Origin of the sequence: Bacteroides sp. f07 (genome assembly GCF_042854785.1) — a bacterium.
Lineage (GTDB): Bacteria > Bacteroidota > Bacteroidia > Bacteroidales > Bacteroidaceae > Bacteroides.
In genome coordinates this window covers 888917-908135 of the sequence record NZ_BAABXI010000001.1, presented here as the reverse complement: position 1 = coordinate 908135, position 19219 = coordinate 888917, and the positions used below count along the sequence as shown (strand labels likewise).

Sequence of the window (19219 nt, the reverse complement as noted above, 5' to 3'; positions counted from 1 at the left end):
CTTTTATACTACTATTTCTTTATTGTCTTTATTCTATGACTTCACCTGTAAATCGTATTATACGCACCGGGCTTTTGGGATCATTACTCACTAGTTTCACATCCGCTTTCAGCCGATCACCTTTTTTATAAGCAACAACCAATACTAACTCTTTCGTTTCTCCCGGTTTTAATATAATCTCTTTGCGAACATTAGCTACAACATCCTCTCCACATTCCAGTTTATGAATAATCAAAGGTGATTTGCCTTCATTAGCCAACCGTACCGTACGGCTCAGACGAATATCCGGTTTCAACTTTCCCAATTCGAACGAAGAAGGAGAAAGTTTGAGTTTAGGACCATTCAGAATGCTCACTCCTCGCATATCGTCTATGGCAGTACCATATATTTCAATAGCTTCTGTACGTTTCCCGTTTATCAGAAGTATTATCCGATCATTAAAAGAACCATAAAAATTCTGAGGAACAGTTGCAATTATTCGTATAGTTTCCATCGTCTTCGGTGCTATTTCTTTTGGCATTTCTATCTGGAGACATCCACTCTCATTTTCTATGGAGAACGAAAGAAGCACCCGTTTATTTGAACGATTATAAAGCTGAGTTTCCATAACTTTAGGTAACGCATTCTGCTGAACATTCTGATATGAAAGCACAAGCTGTCCGATAGATATTCCATCCGATAACGAATAAGGGAAATCCGTTTCCGGATCGGAAATCGGTTCTACAAATCCGGTGACACGCAAATAATTCACACTCTTTCCTTTTCCACATATCACTTGCAAACTCTTCGAAAAGTGATTCATACGTCCTCGGGGATCAAAAGTAATCTGAACAAATCCCTTCTCCTGAGGTGCTATCCGACTCTTTGTATATGATGCGACTACGCATCCACAAGTAGATACGACCCGTTCTATCGCAATCGGCTCTGTATGAACGTTTACGAAATGGAAAATATGTGTTCGTTTTGCAGCATCTTCTGAAATACGTCCGACATTCCAAGTGGTGTTATCAAAATGCAAGAAAGACTTTGTTTGTCGTTTCTGTTGGGCAACAAGGTTGCCCAACAGAAAAAGACTATAGAATACAAATACAATTTCCCTTTTCATAAACTAATTTTCGAATGTACTAAAAGATGATTGAATTTGTTATCATCAATAAGTCATATTGCCTACTCATAAATACTTATTTGCTTTAAATACCAGTTACTGCCACCTCTACGGATACCTTCAAAAGGTTCAACCCTGATATAACGAGCTTCTACAGGAAATATAAATTTGGCAATACCTTGATCCGTAAGATCACCTATCGAAGATTCTTTCACAGTAGTATTCCCTTGTACTACCCAATTTTCTCCGTTAATACTCGTCGTTACCTTTACACTTTTCCACTCCCATCTATTATCATAGTAAAGGACATAAGCACCTAATATATTAGAATGTACCTTACCTAAATCAATCTCAAAATAATCAACATCTTTACTCCAGCTTCCTCCTACGTATACACTGGTTCCTATTAAAGATCCTTCCAAGAGTGAAGTCACTTGTCCAAACGTGACTCTACCTGTATAAGAAATTGACCAATCAGTTCGGTCCTCCACTAAAGTTCCATCATTTCCTTCGCTTCCTATCGGACGTACGTTATGCGGATTATAAGCCACATTTACGGCAGAATAATACATCGTCTTTTCCTTTAAAGTTGTCGAAGGCAAATAACCTTCAACCGTCTCCATCTCTACCGCAATCAGATAATCACCGACTTCCACACTCTGAAAGTTTTCTCTAGGCAAATAAACAAGCACAGAATCTTTTGATTCCAAATCTCCTTTTGCAATAGTGACAGTAGTATTTGAAATAACCAGAAGTGCAGGATCTATTGACTTATATTCTGTCCCATATACGTCATTGTATGCCTGAACCAATTCATTATTAACTCTAAAACGTACTTTTATATTATCCTTTACAGGCATAGTCGAGCGTGCCGGAAATTTTATTTCCACCTCTCCTTTAGTTCCCTGTGGAGTATTTAGCACATGACCAGTCCCTAAAGATGTCGGACTCCCTTTCAATTCACTAATATATATAGCGCCCTTATCTCCATAGATATCATAAAGTGTATCTTTACTACAAGAACACAAACATAGTAATGATATCAAACCCAATAATATATTCTTATTATTCATCATCTGTCTCATAAAACGATATTTTATTGTTTATTTTATTCTACACATTCATTCGTTACACTCGTCCAATTAATAGTAATATTATCCGGATACTTCAAATGACGCTGATTGGGAGTACTATCATAAAATATATTGCCAGTGCCTTCATCCATCCTATAACAAGCGACCAGTCCATCCGCATTCGGATTTACGCCACACTGGTTGGCCTTGATTTCACGAGCAGACAATGCACGACTCCAATAACGCATACCGCCTAACCAGCCACGAAATAACTGTTTGCTTTGATATCCATCCATCGGCTGACCTATTGTCACTCCATCAAACTGATAATCATAAGGAGTAACAGCCATCGAATTATCCTTTATTCCATTGACATAAAGCGTCAATGTCTTTCCATCATTCACTATAGAAAGCAAATACCATGTATTAACTGCAAACTGAGTATTAGCAATCATTTTATTTTCTGTACCAGCATATACTTCCAGTACGTTTGTCGGATTTCCGGACTCACCAAAACGAAGCATATTGTTATAAACTCCACCTATTTTTATAGGCTCTCCATCCGAGTTCCTCCTAAAATTCTCCGCCTTAAACTTTACTTCCCATGTATATTTCCTTATTCCTGTGACAATATCATCTTCATCCAAAGAAAAACTACGCGAAGTCTTAGTAGTTCCGACATAAGGAGCAGAAAATAATATAGTTCTTGCCAGTTTTAGGTAAATAGTACGACTAGACTCTATTACTTCCATATCCGAATCTACAGACTTTATACTGATGGGAATCATATAAGAAACCCCTTCTACCAATACACTCTTATCGATAATTGAAACCCAAACAGAAGAAGAAACAGACTGCCCGGCAGGAATTACCACTTCCTTACCTTCCAATTCATACGCTTCTTTCGGAGCCATTTCATATTGCGTTCCATATTTTGAGTTGTATGTTTCCACAGCATTCTCATCCACATCAAGATAGATTTTAACATCATTCGTCACACACATAGTGGAAGTCACCGACACTATATAACTATCTTGATTATCAATAGCGAACTTCACCATTTCTCCAGATGACGTACCTGTCATTAACAAACCATCACGCCCCATCTCCAGTTCCTTACATCCGCAAAAGAGCAGCAAGAAACTACATATCATACAAATATTTTCTAGATTCTTCATATTTCCTATTTTCTTTAAAATATTCTCTTGATTATCTTTAACCTAAAACTATCTAATTGCAGGAGACTGTTCCTGAATGCCCCGTCTTAAACTATAATAAGGTATAGGTGTGGACTCTTTATCGCCAATAGATTGATTAGCCGGACGTGTGGTATTGTACTCATACTCAAAATAGTATGTAGCAAACCCACCTTTCCTACCCTGAGTCGGGTTCCACCGAGCCATACCTATTACAGAATAAATAGGATTTCCCCATGAATCAATTTTATTTCCATCCGCTTCTGTAAAAAACACACCACCCGTATCAGGGTAATTTCCCAGCCACTCTGCCGGGACATATTTCTCAGGCGGGCACCATGAACTTATCTCATCGAATTTTTGCTGAATAGTATAAGCAGAAGAAGTGCCATACATCTGATGTACAAAGTAATCAACATAAGGCTCACAACCAGCCTGCGGCCGTGTCTTACTAGTAAAATCAACAATTAATAATTTACCGGAATTAGATTTCGGTCCTAAATACTGACCTATGAATTGTATGAACTTTGTAAACTGATCATCCTTTAGCCAGTCCCCCTCAGGTTCATAGTCCAAGTCAAGTCCATCCAAATCATTATTCATCACTTTATTTACTAAATACATAGCAAATTCTTCCATTCCCTCATTGGTAAGCGGATATTCTCCATCACTCATATGGGTAAAACTACACAATACCACTTTGGTACCCTTTACTTTACGAATATACTGCATTTCATCCCAAGTCTCTCCCGAAGGGATTCCCATCCACAAACTTACAATATCCATACTATCCGGCAATCCTGTAAAATGATCAGCCATAGAAGGAGAACTAGTATTAGCATATCCTGCATACCAGCCAAAACAAATCGGATGATCAGTCTGTTTATAATATCTCAGATTCTCATAATATGTCTCATCCGCCGTTAACGGTTTCTGGGTTGTGATATTCTCTTCATCCATTTCACAGCTATGCAACAAGAAAAACGAAACGAGAACACCTATAAATATATACAATAAGTTTTTCATAAATACATCACTTTAATTATTCCACATCTATCATTTTAATCCCACCATACACGTGTACCTGCATTATCTGGTCCCTGCAATAACTTGACACCCTCCAACACCGCTTTTTGATTGGTATCATACTCCGATCTGGGATAAGGTAGTCTGCGAATCTGAGTATTTGTAGATACACACCCACCTGCACTCTCATTTGATATAACCGGGAAAACCTTCGGATATCCTGTTCTGCGAAAATCTGTCCACGCTTCCTGGCCTACCGGATACAAAGCTATATACTTTTGAGTAATGATACGTTCCAGTTTCTTCGCAGGACTATCACCTTCCGCCCATTTGATTGTCAAACTTCCCAAAGGTTCAGCAGAATAACTGGAAGTAACTGGATCTTTATAGCTTGCGGGTTTCAAGACATCATCAGACAAATAATTTTCAGCTCCAGAAACACCATGCTCTTCAAACGATTTTCTGATTCCATCTTCATAGAATTTCTGTGCAGTACCTCCCAGCTCCAGTTCCGGCCAGCGCAACGCGGCTTCTGCTTTCAAAAAAAAGATCTCCGCCGCACGCATCCATACGACATTGGATGTTGCTGTAACATTAGGCTGAGAAAACAATCCATCTTTTGTGTAAGAATCTTTCGACACCTCTTTAGGTAGTCCAGCTCTAATACCACGATATTTACCGTCGGATGCTGTAACAAAATAGACTTCTCTCCGCGGATCTTCGTACCCATTCATATACGAATCTAAAGTAGCTCCCATAGCTATATCTCCCCACCCCTTGATTACATACCATGGAGATTCATAAGTTGCTATCGGATGAACATGCTGTAATTCTGCTATATCCCCTTTACTTTCTACAAATCCATGAGGAGCCTCTATCGCTGCTTTAATTTCTGTTTTCGCTTTATCCGCATCTACATCTGAAAGATGCATAGCCAGACGGAAACGTAAAGTATTCGCAAATTTCACCCAAGACTTCACATTACCATTATATACGCAATCCCAGTCTGAAAAAACTTTATCGCCATTTGTAGCATAACTGTCAAGTACTCTCACAGCAGCATCCAGTTCCTCGAAAAAACGATAATATACGTCTTTTTGCGCATCATACATCACCTCTTTTTCTATACCAAACTTTAAATAAGGAATCGGCCCATAAGAATCCGTCACACGATGCATAGTTGCAACCTTTAAAATCTGGACTACAGCATAACGTGGGTCATTCTCATTATTAATAGCCTTTCTCAATTCCCTCCATGGATTCATCACATCCTTATAAGCACGGGTGAACATCGAACCGGGCCAGTTGGAATTTCCACTCCAACTATAGCGTCCTGCAGAATTGATATTAGGGTCGGGAGAACCATAATAACCCACAAATCCATCACCTGTCATAACCTCTATTACCTGATAATCGGAAGATTCAAAAATAGGAATCACATTCTCTTGCATTTGCAAGAAAAAGGAACCATTTTTAGCATTATCTCTATTTGCCATTTCATCCGTCACTTCGTCCGGGTTAGTATTCAATTCTTCAAAATTATTGGTACAACTTGTCAAAAGAACAACAGCCCCCAAGCAAAACAGACTTTTCAAGTTCAAATATTTAAATATTTCCATATTCATTGTTATTTATGTATCTTTTAGAAAGTTACTTTCGCTGAAAATCCCATAGAGCGCAAACTAGGTTGCATAAAATAATCCATACCAGTATTGTAGGTACCCGTACCGGAAGTCGATTCTGGGTCAAACGGAGCTTTACAATAAAACATCAACAAGTTGCGTCCGACAAAAGACACATTTAATCCCTTTATAAAACCGCACCACTTATTAATTGGTATATCATAGCCTACAGTTAACTCACCCAAGCGTACATTAGTCATACTATACACATAGCAAGCACCTATAAAATCCACGCCATTTCCGCCTACAGTCTGATACCAAGTCTGTGCATCCAGTTTATTGCCATTAACCAACACACCACCATCATCACGTGCCTTAGCAGAAGCTTTAGATACGCCATAATAATCCATTACAGCCTGTGTTCCGGAAACACCGACTCCTCCAACACGGGCATTAATCATAAAATCTAGACTAATGCCATTCCAATGGAAATTATTTCTCCAGCTTAAAGTATATTTAGGGTTTGTATTGCCTACATATATATAGTTATTCTTGTTTCCCTCAACAGCATTAGTCTTTGAGTTCACCCAAATATATCCATGATCGTCAGTACGCAAAGTATTTACATACAAGTCTCCCATTGAACCGCCTACTGTCAGACGTTGTTTTGCACCACCTAATGAATATACATCCATTTCATCCAAACGTACTGTTACTCCAAGTTCTTCATTAGTATATTCCGGTAATAACTGGTTTATCTTGTTACGATTCAAAGACCATAACAAAGTACTGTTCCAGTCAACCGATCCTAGTTTTTGCTTATATCCCAATGACAATTCAATACCTTTATTGGTCACTTTACCTGCATTTATATACATACTGGAGTATCCGGTTGTGGTAGAAATAGAAGGGTTAAACAACTGATTTTCCGTATAAGACTTATACACTGTTGCATCCAAAGTCAATTTGTTATTAAAGAATGCCAAATTAAGACCTGCCTCCCATGAATGGGTACGTTCCGGTTCAAGATCTTTTATCGGGAAATAGGATGTAGTAGTTAATCCTCCATACACAGAATAAGTAGTTATTGCCGAAAAACGGGTCGGTGCATTTCCCACCTCACTATAAGATAAACGTACTTTTGCATATGAAAGATAATCCGGATTTACTTTAAACATATTAGTCAAAATAGCAGACGCCCCAATAGAAGGATACAAAATAGATTTATGCCTGGTTCCTGCTAAAGCCGAAAGCCAGTCATTTCGTAAAGAACCTTCGAGATATGCCATACCTTTATACCCTAACGATGCAGTGCCGAACAAAGAATTGGTACGATCATGGTAATTACCACGACGATAGCTTAATTTTCCAGAAACATTCACATTATTTGGAGAGAAAAAGTTGGGGATAGTCAATAGACCACCGCCAAAATTCAATGCTCTATAATTCAAATCCAGCATACTAACTCCTAGAGAAGCAGTCAGGTTCCACTTATCATTAAAAAAATACTTATTTATATTTGCCATTGCATCTGCATAATATTGAGTCGTATTCTGCTCCTTCTCAAGATACGCTCCCTTATCGGAGTTCTCTGCTAATACCGTGAGTGTAGTGGCATACATTTTTGTTTCATTGTGCGTATTGTCCCGATCAAGTTTTGCACGTGCAGACACATTAATCCAATCTGCTATTTCATACTTCAAAGAAGCACTGACCAAAAAGCGATCTTTCTTATTTATATACATATTACGGTTCACAATCCAATAAGGATTCTGCATGGAAAGTCCATTATCCTTCAATGGCCAATATTGTACATCAATATTACGTTCTATACTATATTGTTCATAATAAGACATCTTTTCGAAATCCTCACTCCGAGGAAATAGATACAAAGGAACCAATGGATTGCCATATTCACCTTGCGCCACCATATTCTGCTCTTTTGTATTCGAATACATAAAACTTAAGTCCATGTGCAGCTTGTCATTCAGCATAGATGAGGTATTTCTCACAGAGAAATTATAACGGTCGAGATCATTATTGTAGATAATACCACGTGAATTTACAGATCCGACAGAGACATAAGTCTGGTTCTTTTCATTTCCAGTAGTCAAGCTTACCGTATTGGCAACATTATAACCTGTCTGAAAAAAATCATTCACATCATAACTGGAAGGAGTATCAAGTTTAGAAGACCAACTATACCATTCTCCGGGTTCCGAGCCATAAGTATTCTGGAACTTTGGCATAACAAACGGAGAATAAAAAGTTGAATTATTGCTATAACTAACATTAGTCTTTCCTGCTGCACCTTTTTTGGTAGTAATCAATACTACCCCATTGGCAGCAGCCGAACCATACAAGGCCGCAGCAGCCGAACCGCTTAATACGGAAATTGATTCAATATCATCCGAATTAAAGTTAGAGATTCCATCACCTGTTTGTCCGGCACCTTCATAACGACCGGCAGGAGAAGAACCATAAGAACTTGGCAAAGGAACTCCATCAACTACATACAATGCATTATTATTCCCTGAGATAGATTTTGTACCACGCATTACCACACGGGCACCACCACCAATACCTGCCGAACTGGAATTGATACTTACACCGGCTACCTTTCCTGCCAGACTGCTCATCACATTTACATCTTTTACTTTGGTGATCTCATCTGAACTGATCTGCTGCACATTATAAGTTAATGATTTTGTTTCTCTTTTAAGTCCCAAAGCCGTCACCACTACCTCATTCAGTACCTTATTATCTTCATTAAGCACAATATCCAATGGTTTATCATCAGATATTTTAATAGACTGCGTGGTATAACCTACATAAGATATCTCAAGAATATCCCCTTTGGCAACTTGTAATGTGAACTTTCCGTCAAAATCGGTAATTGTTCCCTTGCCGGCTCCTTTGACTTTCACATTTACCCCAATTAGAGGTTCACCTTTGACATCTTTCACAATACCTTTCAATTGATAAACAGGATTCTGCGAAACGACGTTCAGTTTATTGGTAGACAGGATAATCTGCTTGTCTACTACGGTATAAGCAATATTAGTACCCTGAAATATTTCATCCAGAATCTCCATGATCTTTCCATTCTTATTCCGAACCGTAACAATCCGGTCTGTCTGAACAGTCTTATCATTATACAAGAATACAAAATCTGATGACTCTTCTATCTTATTCAGTACCTGTTCTATAGAAGCATTACTCATAGAAATGGGAATCCGTGTCCGCTGGGCATACCCATTTTCAGCAGAAAGCTGCAATATTACACTAAAAAGTAGTATTAGACTAATCCTCATAACTAAAGGAAGTTTTAATTTTAAAGCATATTTAGGACATGATGCAATAAATGAATGATTTTTTTTCATACATTTGCGGTTAACTAAAGTTTATTACTATAATGAACTATGGTCGATTCCGGTTAATGTTTGCAAGACCTTGTACCGTGAATCTTAAAAATCGGAGGAAGACAGCTGTTGGTAGCAGCTTTCTTCCTTTTTTTCGTATCTCCTTGTGCTATCTCATAGGCTATTTTTATTTTAAAAGTTACTAATACATATCTACAATTATTTTTTTCTTTGTGAATGTCTCGTCAGTCTGCTGCTCCGGTTCTTCCGTTCTCCATTTCAAGGCAGCAGATTTGGTCAGATAATCCAAAATCTGTGGCAGAGTTTCATTCCGGAAGGTAGCACGGTATTTATACTCCTTGCCGGACTTGTTTGTGAACTGAATCTCAACATTAAAGTGCCGTTCAAGACGTTTAAAGATATCCTCCAACGATGTATTGCGGAACATCAACTTACCATCCTTCCATGCCACTTTTTCACAAACATCCACCTTATTCTTAATCGCCTTTTGACTGTGCTTATCATAAAGTAATTGTTCACCGGGAGTCAACTGAATTGTCATTTTCTCACCGGAAGAAGTGGGGGCTATCACATTTACTTTACCTTTTTCTAAAACTGTTTCTATTATGTCATCATCTTCATACGCAGACACATTAAACTTTGTACCATACACATACACGCTCAACCCATTCGGAGTATTCACATAAAACGGACGCTCACGATTAGCCTGAACATCAAAATAGGCTTCACCTTTTAAGTCCACATTACGATTGTCCTTGCGAAAAACAGTGGGGTAACGTAAAGTACTACCTGCATTCAACCAGACAACCGAATGGTCGGGAAGCTCGAAACGAATGACAGAACCTGCAGATGCAGTGACTTCAGCATATTTATCATCCGATTCCGGTTCATGAAAATATAAATATCCTAAAACCAGAGACGTCAGTAACAATGGTAAAGTCAAAAAGGCTGCATACCTCATTAATTGATGATACATTAACTTACGCCGACCGGACTTTATCTTCATTTGCGCCCGGCTGTAAGCCTGCATCACATCAATGGCTTCCATTTCTTTTATATCATTCCCCAGCGCTTGTGCCTTCCGGAACAATGATTCAGGATTTACATTTTCCATATTCTCGTTCAAAATCTTAATTTATAATTGCAATTACACTTATAATACAATTGATGTCATCGGAAAGGGACAGGTAAACAGAACTTTTTTTCATCTTTATTAAAAAAAAGTCCAAAACAGTCTTGGAATGACTTTCTTATTATATATTTGCACCATCAACAAGCTACATCGAATCTAAAAAACAATGAAATTATCACACGCACAATACAGCAAAGAGCAAGTTTTCAAACAACTTTATGAGGAATACTACGCCCCATTCTGCCTGTATGCAAAAAGATTCATAGATGATAAAGAGACACGCGAAGATATTGTCTCAGACGTGTTTACTTCATTATGGGACAAGTTGGACACCGATTCTTTCGACTTACAGTCGGACACAGCATTAGGATATATCAAGATGTGCGTGAAAAACAGTTGTTTGAATTATCTGAAACATCAAGAGTGTGAATGGAGCTACGCTGAGAATATCCAGAAGAAAGCTCCCATCTATGAGACGGAACCAGATAGTGTATATACACTTGATGAATTATACAGAATGTTGTACGAGACATTGAACAAACTTCCCGAAAACCATCGCACAGTCTTTATGAAAAGTTTCTTTGAAGGCAAAACCCATGCGGAGATTGCGGAAGAGATGAATCTCAGTGTAAAATCCATCAACCGATACAAACAAAAGACCATGGAACTTTTGCGGAATGAATTGAAAGAGTATATGCCACTACTTCTCTTACTATTTTCCTATCCTGAATAGTTTTCATGCACAAGTTACCCTCATACCCTCACTATCAGCCCCTCTCCCCCTGTTTATCGGCATTTCAGCTATGAGAGCAAGTATAATAGTCCCCCTGAGAGTAAAAGTTACCCTCACTCTCATCTATACCAAAAGCACTGGATGTAGAGATACGACTAGTTTCAAGGTTCGAAACTAGAGTTTCACACATAGGAAACTAAAGTTTCACCCGTTTGAAACTTTAGTTCCAATTGCTTGAAACCATTGGTTTCTTACCGATGAAACTCTAGTTTCCCTTTGTTGAAACTAAAGTTTCAAGCAAAGGGAACTAACTTGGAACTTGCTTCTAAAAGAGGAAGCAAGAAAAGGTGTGACAGCAAAAGTACTGTCACCGTGCTATCACATGCTGCTGTCACAGTACTACTCATTCACAATCAGACATTTGAATACAAACATGTGACAGGTGACAACAGATTTTTACTTTTTAATTTTCTAGTAGTGTTGAGAGATTATACTTCGACATTTCCATATAATTCTGCTTATTGTTGTACTCAATGACTATATTCCTTACTATCTCTTCCGGTGAACCCATTTCACGGGTAGCTGTACGCCACCAAATAACATACGATGAAGTTGTGGCAAAATTTAGCTCTATCATAATAAATAATACAACAGAACAAGTGAATCATAGCTACATTCTTGAATTAAAATACCTGCCTAAAGATAAGTTTGAGACACAAGCTGCAGAACAATGGAAAGAGGCTATCAATCAGATTCATAACTATATGGCAGATTCAAAAGTGCGCCAATTATGCCAGTACACGCAACTTCATTGCATCGTTATGCAATTCTGCGGATGGGAATTGACACGAATAGAAGAAGTATAACGACTACAATAGCATCTCCGCTAAAGCGCGGCATTCGACACGGTTGATTTTACCATTCCCCGTCTGAGGAATTAAATCCACCGTTCGGATATGTTTAGGACGATGATAAGGAGGCAGTATCTCCTGCATCTTATTTTTTAGTTCTTCCATATCCAACCGACCTTCGAGCAATAAAGTCACTGCTTGCCCCAAACGAGGATCCGGAACCGAAGTGATGACAAATGGTACAAGAATGAAAGGACGAAGTAACTTCTCCACCTCTTCTGCCTGTATCTTAATACCACCGCTATTGATTACATTATCCTTACGTCCCAAGATAATGAAACTTCCATCGGGATAGATACGAGCGATATCATTAGTCTGTAAAATCTTATCGCAGACCAAAGGAGCATCGATCACCAATGTACCCTCAGAGGATAATGACAGACGGACGGAAGAAAAAGGATAATAATGGTCGGATGCAGAATTTCCGTTCAAGCGACGCAGGGCAATATGGGATAATGTTTCGGTCATGCCGTAAGTGGAATAGACAGCTATCGGGAGAGATTTTATCTCTGCTTCCAAAGCCTCATCTACTGCCCCGCCACCTATAATTAGAATCTCCGTTTGCATCAACTGTTCTTTTTCTTCGGGAGTATGAAGAGTATTATAAACCTGCAAAGGAACCATTGCCGCAAATTTCAGCGGTTCGTTTATATCGGAGAGAGGATGACCGGAAGCAGGACGCACTATCAGATTCAGTCCTGCCACCAAAGAGCGTACTACTACCATCATGGCTCCGATATAACGGAGATTCATACATAACAAAGCGGCGTCTCCTGCTTGCAGATTCAGAAATTCGCAAGTCAGGCGCGCACTTTGCATCATTTTGTCCTTGCCAACCATTATCTTTTTCGGTTCTCCGGTAGAACCCGAAGTATGAACAATCATAAAAGGAGAGTCAGCAAACCACTCCTGCAAGAAATCAAATAGCATTTGTATGGAAGAAGCGTCTTGTTCTCCTCCTGCCTTCGCTTTCAACAAATGCAAATCATCGACCGTGTACCGTACCCCTTCAAGCAGAAGTGATTGCTTTTTTCTCTCAAATTCCATTTCTCTCAAATTCCATTTTTATTGAATCTCATTTTTATTAAATTCCTCCTCTCAACAGTTCCAACATTTCTTCTTTAGTCAACTTATGCGCCATGTTGCTTCCGTCCAGCAGAGAATCGGCCAGTGATTTCTTACTTTGATGCAGTAAGACAATCTTCTCTTCGATCGTATTGGAAGAAATCAACCGGTAAATAGTGACCGGACGAGTCTGACCGATACGATAGGCACGGTCCGAAGCCTGATCCTCGGCAGCAGGATTCCACCACGGATCCAGATGAATCACGTAGTCGGCAGCAGTCAGGTTCAGTCCCGTTCCTCCTGCTTTGAGACTAATCAGGAACAAGTGTCCTTCTCCCTGTTGAAACCGGCTAACCTGTTTTTCCCGTTCATTCACGGACATCGTTCCATCCAGATAAAGACAGGAGATTCCCTTTGAATCCAATTCCTTACGAATCAAAGCAAGATGAGACGTGAACTGGCTGAATACCAAAGCGCGATGCTGGTTACCGATAAGGTCGTCTACCAACCCCATGAAGACTTTTGTCTTGGACGAAGCCAGTTTATTAAACCCCTCATTGACCAAAGCCGGATGACAAGCTGCCTGACGCAAACGAGTGATTTCCGCCAATGTCCGCACAGGGCTCGACGAGCCTTCTTCAATATTCGCAATAGCTTGCTGACGCAGATGCTCATACAAAGCCATTTCTTCGGAAGAAAGCTCTACCTTTTGTACTATTTCAGTTTTCAGCGGCAGTTCGTCCAACACTTCTGTTTTGGTACGCCGAAGCAGGAAGGGTTGCAATATCTTTTTCAATTGTTCCTGCCGCTGCTTATCCCCTGATTTCTCAATGGGAAGAATAAACTTTTCATAAAAATGCGGAAATGTCCCCAGCAAACCGGGATTGGCAAACTCAAACAGGTTCCAGATTTCACTTAAGTGATTCTGTATAGGAGTCCCGGTCAACAACAAACGAAATTCACCGTTCAGTTGCATCGCTGCCTTGGAAATCTTGGTGTCTTTATTCTTGATTGTATGGGCTTCGTCCAGCAGGATGACATTCCATTGTTTATTGCTCAACAATACGACTTCCGCGTTCAACAAACCATAGGTGGTAAGCAAAATATCATAAGCGCCGGCTTCCTGTATCATCTGCTCACGATTACCACAACTGTCATGCAACACCCGACAAGTGAGCGAAGGAGCAAAACGATTGATTTCACTCTGCCAGTTAAGCAATACGGACGCAGGAGCAACAACCAGAGAAGCCCCTTGCTTTCCTCTGTTGAGCATCAGGGCAATGGCCTGTATCGTTTTACCCAATCCCATATCATCCGCCAGACAAGCACCGGCTCCCCAATGCGCCAACCGGGACAACCATTGGAAACCTTCCATTTGATAATCACGCAATTCCGCCTGCAAAGTGGCAGGAACAACAGCTTGAACAGTCTCCGCCTTTTCTATTTTTTGTTGCAGTTCCTTAAACTTACGGTCTTTTTTCAGAACGACTCCCTGCTGCTCCAAATCAACAAGCAGAGCGGCATTGAAACCGGCAACTTTCATACTTTTATCATTCATCAGAATGGCGTCGAGTTCTTGCAATCTCCTGCGCAACTGACTGCTCAATGCCAGAAAGTCCGAATCGTTCAATGCTATAAAACGTCCTTTGCTCTCACGCACCTTTTTCAGGAGTTCCGCAATCTTTATCCGGCCTCCATCTTCAATCTCCAATTCGCCGCCTATCTCAAACCAATGCTCCATCCCTTTCATGGATAATTTCAGCTGTGGGAAATCCGCTACGCCTTTTATCGATAATTTAGTACCCTCCGGCCACTCGGAACGCGAAACATCCGATAGTCCGCGAAGCTCTTCTATCAGGTCCAGACATTGATAGTAATCCTCGAAATATACCGTATCCCTAACAGTGGGGTTTCCGCTGACCCGCCGAAGAATCCGGTTAACGACAACATAGTTTTCTCTTTCTTTCTCCAGATCGCGCACAGCTTGCACGTGTTCGCCCTTCACTGTTCCAATCACACTCCCCACTCCTTTACCGGCTTTGCAGTATGGCGGCTGTTCGGTGAAGGGCTTTACAAACAGTTCTACCTTGATTCCATCTCCTACCGGCAGTAGTTGCACCGTTATCAGCGAATCGCCTTTTATCTGCTTAAGGGTTCCTTTATTACGTATCAGATCCGAATGTATCGTCACGTTTTTCCCCAGTTTTCCCAACACTTCTGCCAAGCGGTCTTTAGCCTTTAACGGAAAACGGGAAGATTGTTTTAAAATTTCTAAAATAGAACGCTGTTCACGGGTCAGTTCCACAATCCGGAACAGTTGGTCGTTCTCCTTCTTTAAAATAAGATCTGAACTTTCGGGCCGCCCCACATTACTGTTTACCTGATACCCGTCTTCCAGTTGAGTGACCACCAGTTGCAGTTCTTCTTTTGTAATTACGACAGGTATATCAGGATTTTCTGCCATATATACAAATGGATAACCCACCAGTAGAGACAACGCTTTCGGGCCGCCCAATTCATAGATATCTCCCAAAGAATATCCGGCATTATAATGCTCGACACACGCCGAAAGGCTTTTATCCAGCGCGCTCATCCCCTCTACTGCATTTTGTTGGAAAGTAGACAAGGCAATATTCCGTCCTCCCGTCCAGGTAATTCCATCTTTCGACTTTTGAAGCCGGGGGATTATCTGACCATGATTCGTAATATGATATACGATACGCACTTGTGCGATGCCGCCCACGGCTCCTTTCGCCGTTTCTCCTGCTTCCTGACTTCGCGCCATCTCCGCCAACCTGTCCAATGCCATTTCCCAAGGTTCCCGCTTCACATAGACAGGAAGCAGAGGTTCAACGCCCATCTCTTCCCTTAACCGGGCATTTTTAAGGCTAAATTCCACAAAATCACATGAATACTCTAACTGCAATGCTTTAAAGCAATCGTCTTCCAGCAGTTTCTCAATAGGGCGGTTGTCTATACAATTTTTCTCATTCAGTTTATAATGCTCCAAAAGCAAATATAATAATGCCTTTACCATATTCGATTGCAGCTCGTAGTTCCGCTCTATCCATAAGACGAGTTCTTTCGTATCTCTTCCCAAAGCAATCAGAAGCATTAAATAGGCCGGCAGCCATTGTCTTTCTTCACGAATCCGCTTCTTTGTCACTAATCCGTCCATCTTCTTCTTTGAAGCCGCACTTCCCTCGCGCATCAATGCTATGATGTACATCAGCGAATAGAAAGGTGTATCAAAAAGATACCGGCTTTCCAGATATTTGAGAGCTTGCCCATAAATTTTGAGTGCCTTTGAATAATTCCCATGATATTGGGCATGAAGCGCATGGGCACATAAGCCAACAGCAGAACGGGTACTTACATTCTCCGGGATTTCGTTAATACGACCGGACAATACATATTCATAGAATGAATAGGCTTCCTGGAAATACTCTTTAACGAAAGAGGGCATAGATTCATTCTTTATATAAAGGTTCTCTACAAAGGACTCGTCTACTTTTTTCAACCGGTAATTCCAACAGTCTGCATCCCTATCAATAATACTGAACAAGGCAGCGACAGAAAGCCGGCAATATAAGTCGCACCATTCTGTGGAATATGCCATTTCACGAAATAAAGGCAGTGTTAATTCATCTACCGGCCAATGTATAATTATATCATCATCCAAATTTCCCGTCGCAGCCCAATGCAACATTGCATTTCGCAATGCTCCCATTTGGAGTTCGACATATCCGGGTTTCGGTTGTTCTTTTTCAAACTCCTCACACGATTCATTTCGTATAAGCCATAAATACTTAAGATGAATGCCGGGCAGTAACCGGCATTTTCTATTTCCGTGATTATACTGGCTTGAAGTAATTTCCATCTCACCATTCTCCTGCATTGACTTCAGGAAGAAAACAGCCTTGGCAGGGGAAAAACCCATCTTACAAAGTCTGCTCAATGCGTCGCTATATAGTATTGGAAGCATATTCCATGCCATATATTTCACAAAAAGAGTTTTTATCTTCTTGTCTTTATCAGTATCTAATATTGCCATATTTTATTTATGTCTTTATATTGTTGGTCGAATATCATCAAATAACATTCAAATAGCATCATTACAAAACCACAAGCTGTCTTTTCTTATTTCAAGTGGCATCTCTACGTTGTCGATAAAGAGTTGTCCTGTTCCCAGTCCTTGAGGTAACGGATTATCAAAGGTGGCGCACCATTGGGCGATAGCATTCAGACCGATATTCGACTCCAGGGCAGAAGTAATCCACCAGCCGATCTGCCGTTTTTCCGCTTCGGTAATCCATTCGTTACCCCCACATACTCCACCATGAAGAGAAGGCTTGATAATAATATATTGCGGACGGATGGTTGAAAGCAGCTTTTGTTTTTCTTCCAGAATGTTACATCCTATCAGTTCCTCATCCAAGGCTATCGGCAACGGGGAGTCGGAAGTAAGACGTGCCATTTCTTCCCATTGTCCGGCACGGATAGGTTGTTCGATAGAGTGCAAGTCAAGTTCGGACAGGCGTTTCAGCTTTTCCATTACATCTGCCGGAGAGAAAGCACCGTTGGCATCCACACGCAATTCTATTTCTTTAGAAGAAAAGCGGGCACGGATATGGCGGAGCAATGCCAGTTCCTCTTCAAAATTGATAGCACCAATCTTCAGCTTGATACAACGGAATCCGGCTTCCATCTTTTTCTCTATTTGAGAAAGCATTTTGTCAAAGTTTCCCATCCAGATAAGGCCGTTTATCGGAATCCCCGCTTCCCCACGCGAGAAAGCAGTATCAAATAACGCCCAACTTCCCGAAAAGAAATGGCGGATAGCCGTTTCCAGGCCGAATAGTATAGAGGGATAATCACACAAAGAATCGACATCCAGTCTCCCTTGCCGTTCTTCCAACCGGCGGCAGGCTTTAGTCAGGATATCTTCATAATCGGGGAGGTCATCACAGCTTAACGCAGGCAAGGGGGCGCACTCTCCTATCCCCACCCTACCCGGGAAATCAGGAGAAGTCAGATGAAGATACCAGACTTTCCGTGTCGTATAAGTCCCCCGGGAAGTTCCCGCCGGTTGCTTGAAATGAAGCAACCGGGGAATAATTTCTATCTTACAGTCCATTATGAATATTAAGGGAACTTGGGATACTGCTTAAAGTTCGGTTTGCGCTTTTCCAGAAATGCATTCTTTCCTTCCTGAGCTTCATCCGTCAGGTAATAAAGCAACGTCGCATCGCCTGCCAGTTCTTGAATACCGGCCTGACCGTCCAGTTCGGCATTCAGCCCGGCTTTAATCATGCGCAAAGCCAACGGGCTGAGTTGCATCATTTCTTCCGCCCATTGCACATATTCGTCTTCCAGTTGTTCCAAGGGAACTACTTTATTCACCAGTCCCATATCCAGCGCTTCCTGTGCATTGTACTTCCGGCAAAGGAACCAGATTTCACGTGCTTTCTTCTGGCCTACCACACGTGCCAGATAAGATGCGCCGAATCCGGCGTCAAAGCTACCTACACGAGGGCCTGTCTGACCGAAAATGGCATTCTCTGAAGCGATGGACAAGTCGCATACCACATGAAGCACGTGTCCGCCACCGATGGCAAATCCGTTGACGGCAGCAATCACCGGTTTCGGGATGCTACGAATCTGTTTTTGCACGTCCAGTACACTCAGGCGAGGAACACCGTCTTTGCCGATATAACCGCCACGCCCTTTCACATTCTGGTCGCCGCCCGAACAGAAAGCCTTGTCTCCGGCTCCGGTGATAACAATCACATCAATGTCCGCTTCTTCGCGGCAAATGCGCAACGCGTCACTCATTTCGGCAGTAGTAGTCGGGGTGAATGCATTCCGATAACGTTCACGGTTGATAGTGATACGGGCAATCCCATTATAATAATCAAAAAGAATATCGTCGTATTCTCTAATGGTTGTCCACTCTCTTTGTGTTGACATAAT

12 protein-coding genes and 1 pseudogene are annotated in these 19219 nt (G+C 40.9%); 2 read left to right on the top strand and 11 right to left on the bottom strand.

From position 1 onward, the window contains the following. Positions 1-28: 28 nt before the first annotated feature. The 7 genes from ACGHVY_RS03675 to ACGHVY_RS03645 form a co-directional block, all read right to left on the bottom strand. Positions 29-1105: a DUF1573 domain-containing protein gene (locus ACGHVY_RS03675; protein ID WP_390597216.1), complete on the bottom strand. Its 1077-nt coding sequence runs from the start codon at positions 1103-1105 to the stop codon at positions 29-31. Positions 1106-1167: 62 nt separating this feature from the next. Next, positions 1168-2190 carry a BT_3987 domain-containing protein gene (locus tag ACGHVY_RS03670; protein ID WP_390597214.1) on the bottom strand — a complete coding sequence of 341 codons (1023 nt, stop codon included), beginning with the start codon at positions 2188-2190 and terminating at the stop codon, positions 1168-1170. A 23-nt stretch (positions 2191-2213) separates the two neighbouring features. Then, the gene (locus ACGHVY_RS03665) at positions 2214-3356 is read right to left on the bottom strand and encodes a BT_3987 domain-containing protein (RefSeq protein WP_390597212.1); all 1143 of its coding nucleotides are present in this window, start codon (positions 3354-3356) and stop codon (positions 2214-2216) included. A 48-nt stretch (positions 3357-3404) separates the two neighbouring features. Further along, positions 3405-4400 carry a glycoside hydrolase family 18 gene (locus tag ACGHVY_RS03660; protein WP_390597210.1) on the bottom strand — a complete coding sequence of 332 codons (996 nt, stop codon included), beginning with the start codon at positions 4398-4400 and terminating at the stop codon, positions 3405-3407. A 35-nt stretch (positions 4401-4435) separates the two neighbouring features. Continuing rightward, positions 4436-6019, bottom strand: a complete 1584-nt coding sequence (locus tag ACGHVY_RS03655; RefSeq protein ID WP_390597209.1) for a SusD/RagB family nutrient-binding outer membrane lipoprotein — start codon at positions 6017-6019, stop codon at positions 4436-4438. A 23-nt stretch (positions 6020-6042) separates the two neighbouring features. Continuing rightward, a complete protein-coding gene (locus ACGHVY_RS03650) occupies positions 6043-9336 on the bottom strand; it encodes a SusC/RagA family TonB-linked outer membrane protein (RefSeq protein WP_390597207.1) in 3294 nt (1097 codons plus the stop codon). A 250-nt stretch (positions 9337-9586) separates the two neighbouring features. Beyond that, positions 9587-10519, bottom strand: coding sequence for a FecR family protein (locus ACGHVY_RS03645; RefSeq protein WP_390599642.1), 933 nt, complete (start codon positions 10517-10519; stop codon positions 9587-9589). 184 nt (positions 10520-10703) lie between these two features. Here ACGHVY_RS03645 and ACGHVY_RS03640 point away from each other — a divergent pair, with 184 nt between their 5' ends. Both ACGHVY_RS03640 and ACGHVY_RS03635 read left to right on the top strand, forming a co-directional pair. Next, on the top strand, positions 10704-11270 hold the full coding sequence (locus tag ACGHVY_RS03640) for an RNA polymerase sigma-70 factor (RefSeq protein WP_390597205.1): 567 nt from the start codon (positions 10704-10706) through the stop codon (positions 11268-11270). A 656-nt stretch (positions 11271-11926) separates the two neighbouring features. Next, positions 11927-12136, top strand: a pseudogene (locus tag ACGHVY_RS03635) (PD-(D/E)XK nuclease domain-containing protein); the annotation flags it as partial. 3 nt (positions 12137-12139) lie between these two features. Here ACGHVY_RS03635 and ACGHVY_RS03630 read toward each other — a convergent pair. The 4 genes from ACGHVY_RS03630 to menB are packed head-to-tail and all read right to left on the bottom strand — an operon-like array spanning position 12140 to position 19216. After that, complete coding sequence (locus ACGHVY_RS03630) at positions 12140-13228, bottom strand: AMP-binding protein (protein WP_390597203.1); 1089 nt, start codon at positions 13226-13228, stop codon at positions 12140-12142. Positions 13229-13265: 37 nt separating this feature from the next. After that, positions 13266-17300 carry a DEAD/DEAH box helicase gene (locus ACGHVY_RS03625; protein ID WP_390597201.1) on the bottom strand — a complete coding sequence of 1345 codons (4035 nt, stop codon included), beginning with the start codon at positions 17298-17300 and terminating at the stop codon, positions 13266-13268. Positions 17301-17348: 48 nt separating this feature from the next. After that, entirely contained in the window at positions 17349-18383 is a 1035-nt protein-coding gene (locus ACGHVY_RS03620; protein ID WP_390597199.1) for an o-succinylbenzoate synthase, read from the bottom strand. An 8-nt stretch (positions 18384-18391) separates the two neighbouring features. After that, positions 18392-19216 carry a 1,4-dihydroxy-2-naphthoyl-CoA synthase gene (gene menB / locus ACGHVY_RS03615; protein ID WP_024986206.1) on the bottom strand — a complete coding sequence of 275 codons (825 nt, stop codon included), beginning with the start codon at positions 19214-19216 and terminating at the stop codon, positions 18392-18394. Positions 19217-19219: the final 3 nt, after the last annotated feature.

Excerpts from the sequence above, each read along its gene's own strand:
- ACGHVY_RS03675 (WP_390597216.1), bottom strand. The coding sequence starts at position 1,105 with ATGAAAAGGGAAATTGTATTTGTATTCTATAGTCTTTTTCTGTTGGGC.
- ACGHVY_RS03670 (WP_390597214.1), bottom strand. The coding sequence starts at position 2,190 with ATGAGACAGATGATGAATAATAAGAATATATTATTGGGTTTGATATCA.
- ACGHVY_RS03665 (WP_390597212.1), bottom strand. The coding sequence starts at position 3,356 with ATGAAGAATCTAGAAAATATTTGTATGATATGTAGTTTCTTGCTGCTC.
- ACGHVY_RS03660 (WP_390597210.1), bottom strand. The coding sequence starts at position 4,400 with ATGAAAAACTTATTGTATATATTTATAGGTGTTCTCGTTTCGTTTTTC.
- ACGHVY_RS03655 (WP_390597209.1), bottom strand. The coding sequence starts at position 6,019 with ATGGAAATATTTAAATATTTGAACTTGAAAAGTCTGTTTTGCTTGGGG.
- ACGHVY_RS03650 (WP_390597207.1), bottom strand. The coding sequence starts at position 9,336 with ATGAGGATTAGTCTAATACTACTTTTTAGTGTAATATTGCAGCTTTCT.
- ACGHVY_RS03645 (WP_390599642.1), bottom strand. The coding sequence starts at position 10,519 with ATGGAAAATGTAAATCCTGAATCATTGTTCCGGAAGGCACAAGCGCTG.
- ACGHVY_RS03640 (WP_390597205.1), top strand. The coding sequence starts at position 10,704 with ATGAAATTATCACACGCACAATACAGCAAAGAGCAAGTTTTCAAACAA.
- ACGHVY_RS03630 (WP_390597203.1), bottom strand. The coding sequence starts at position 13,228 with ATGGAATTTGAGAGAAAAAAGCAATCACTTCTGCTTGAAGGGGTACGG.
- ACGHVY_RS03625 (WP_390597201.1), bottom strand. The coding sequence starts at position 17,300 with ATGGCAATATTAGATACTGATAAAGACAAGAAGATAAAAACTCTTTTT.
- ACGHVY_RS03620 (WP_390597199.1), bottom strand. The coding sequence starts at position 18,383 with ATGGACTGTAAGATAGAAATTATTCCCCGGTTGCTTCATTTCAAGCAA.
- menB (WP_024986206.1), bottom strand. The coding sequence starts at position 19,216 with ATGTCAACACAAAGAGAGTGGACAACCATTAGAGAATACGACGATATT.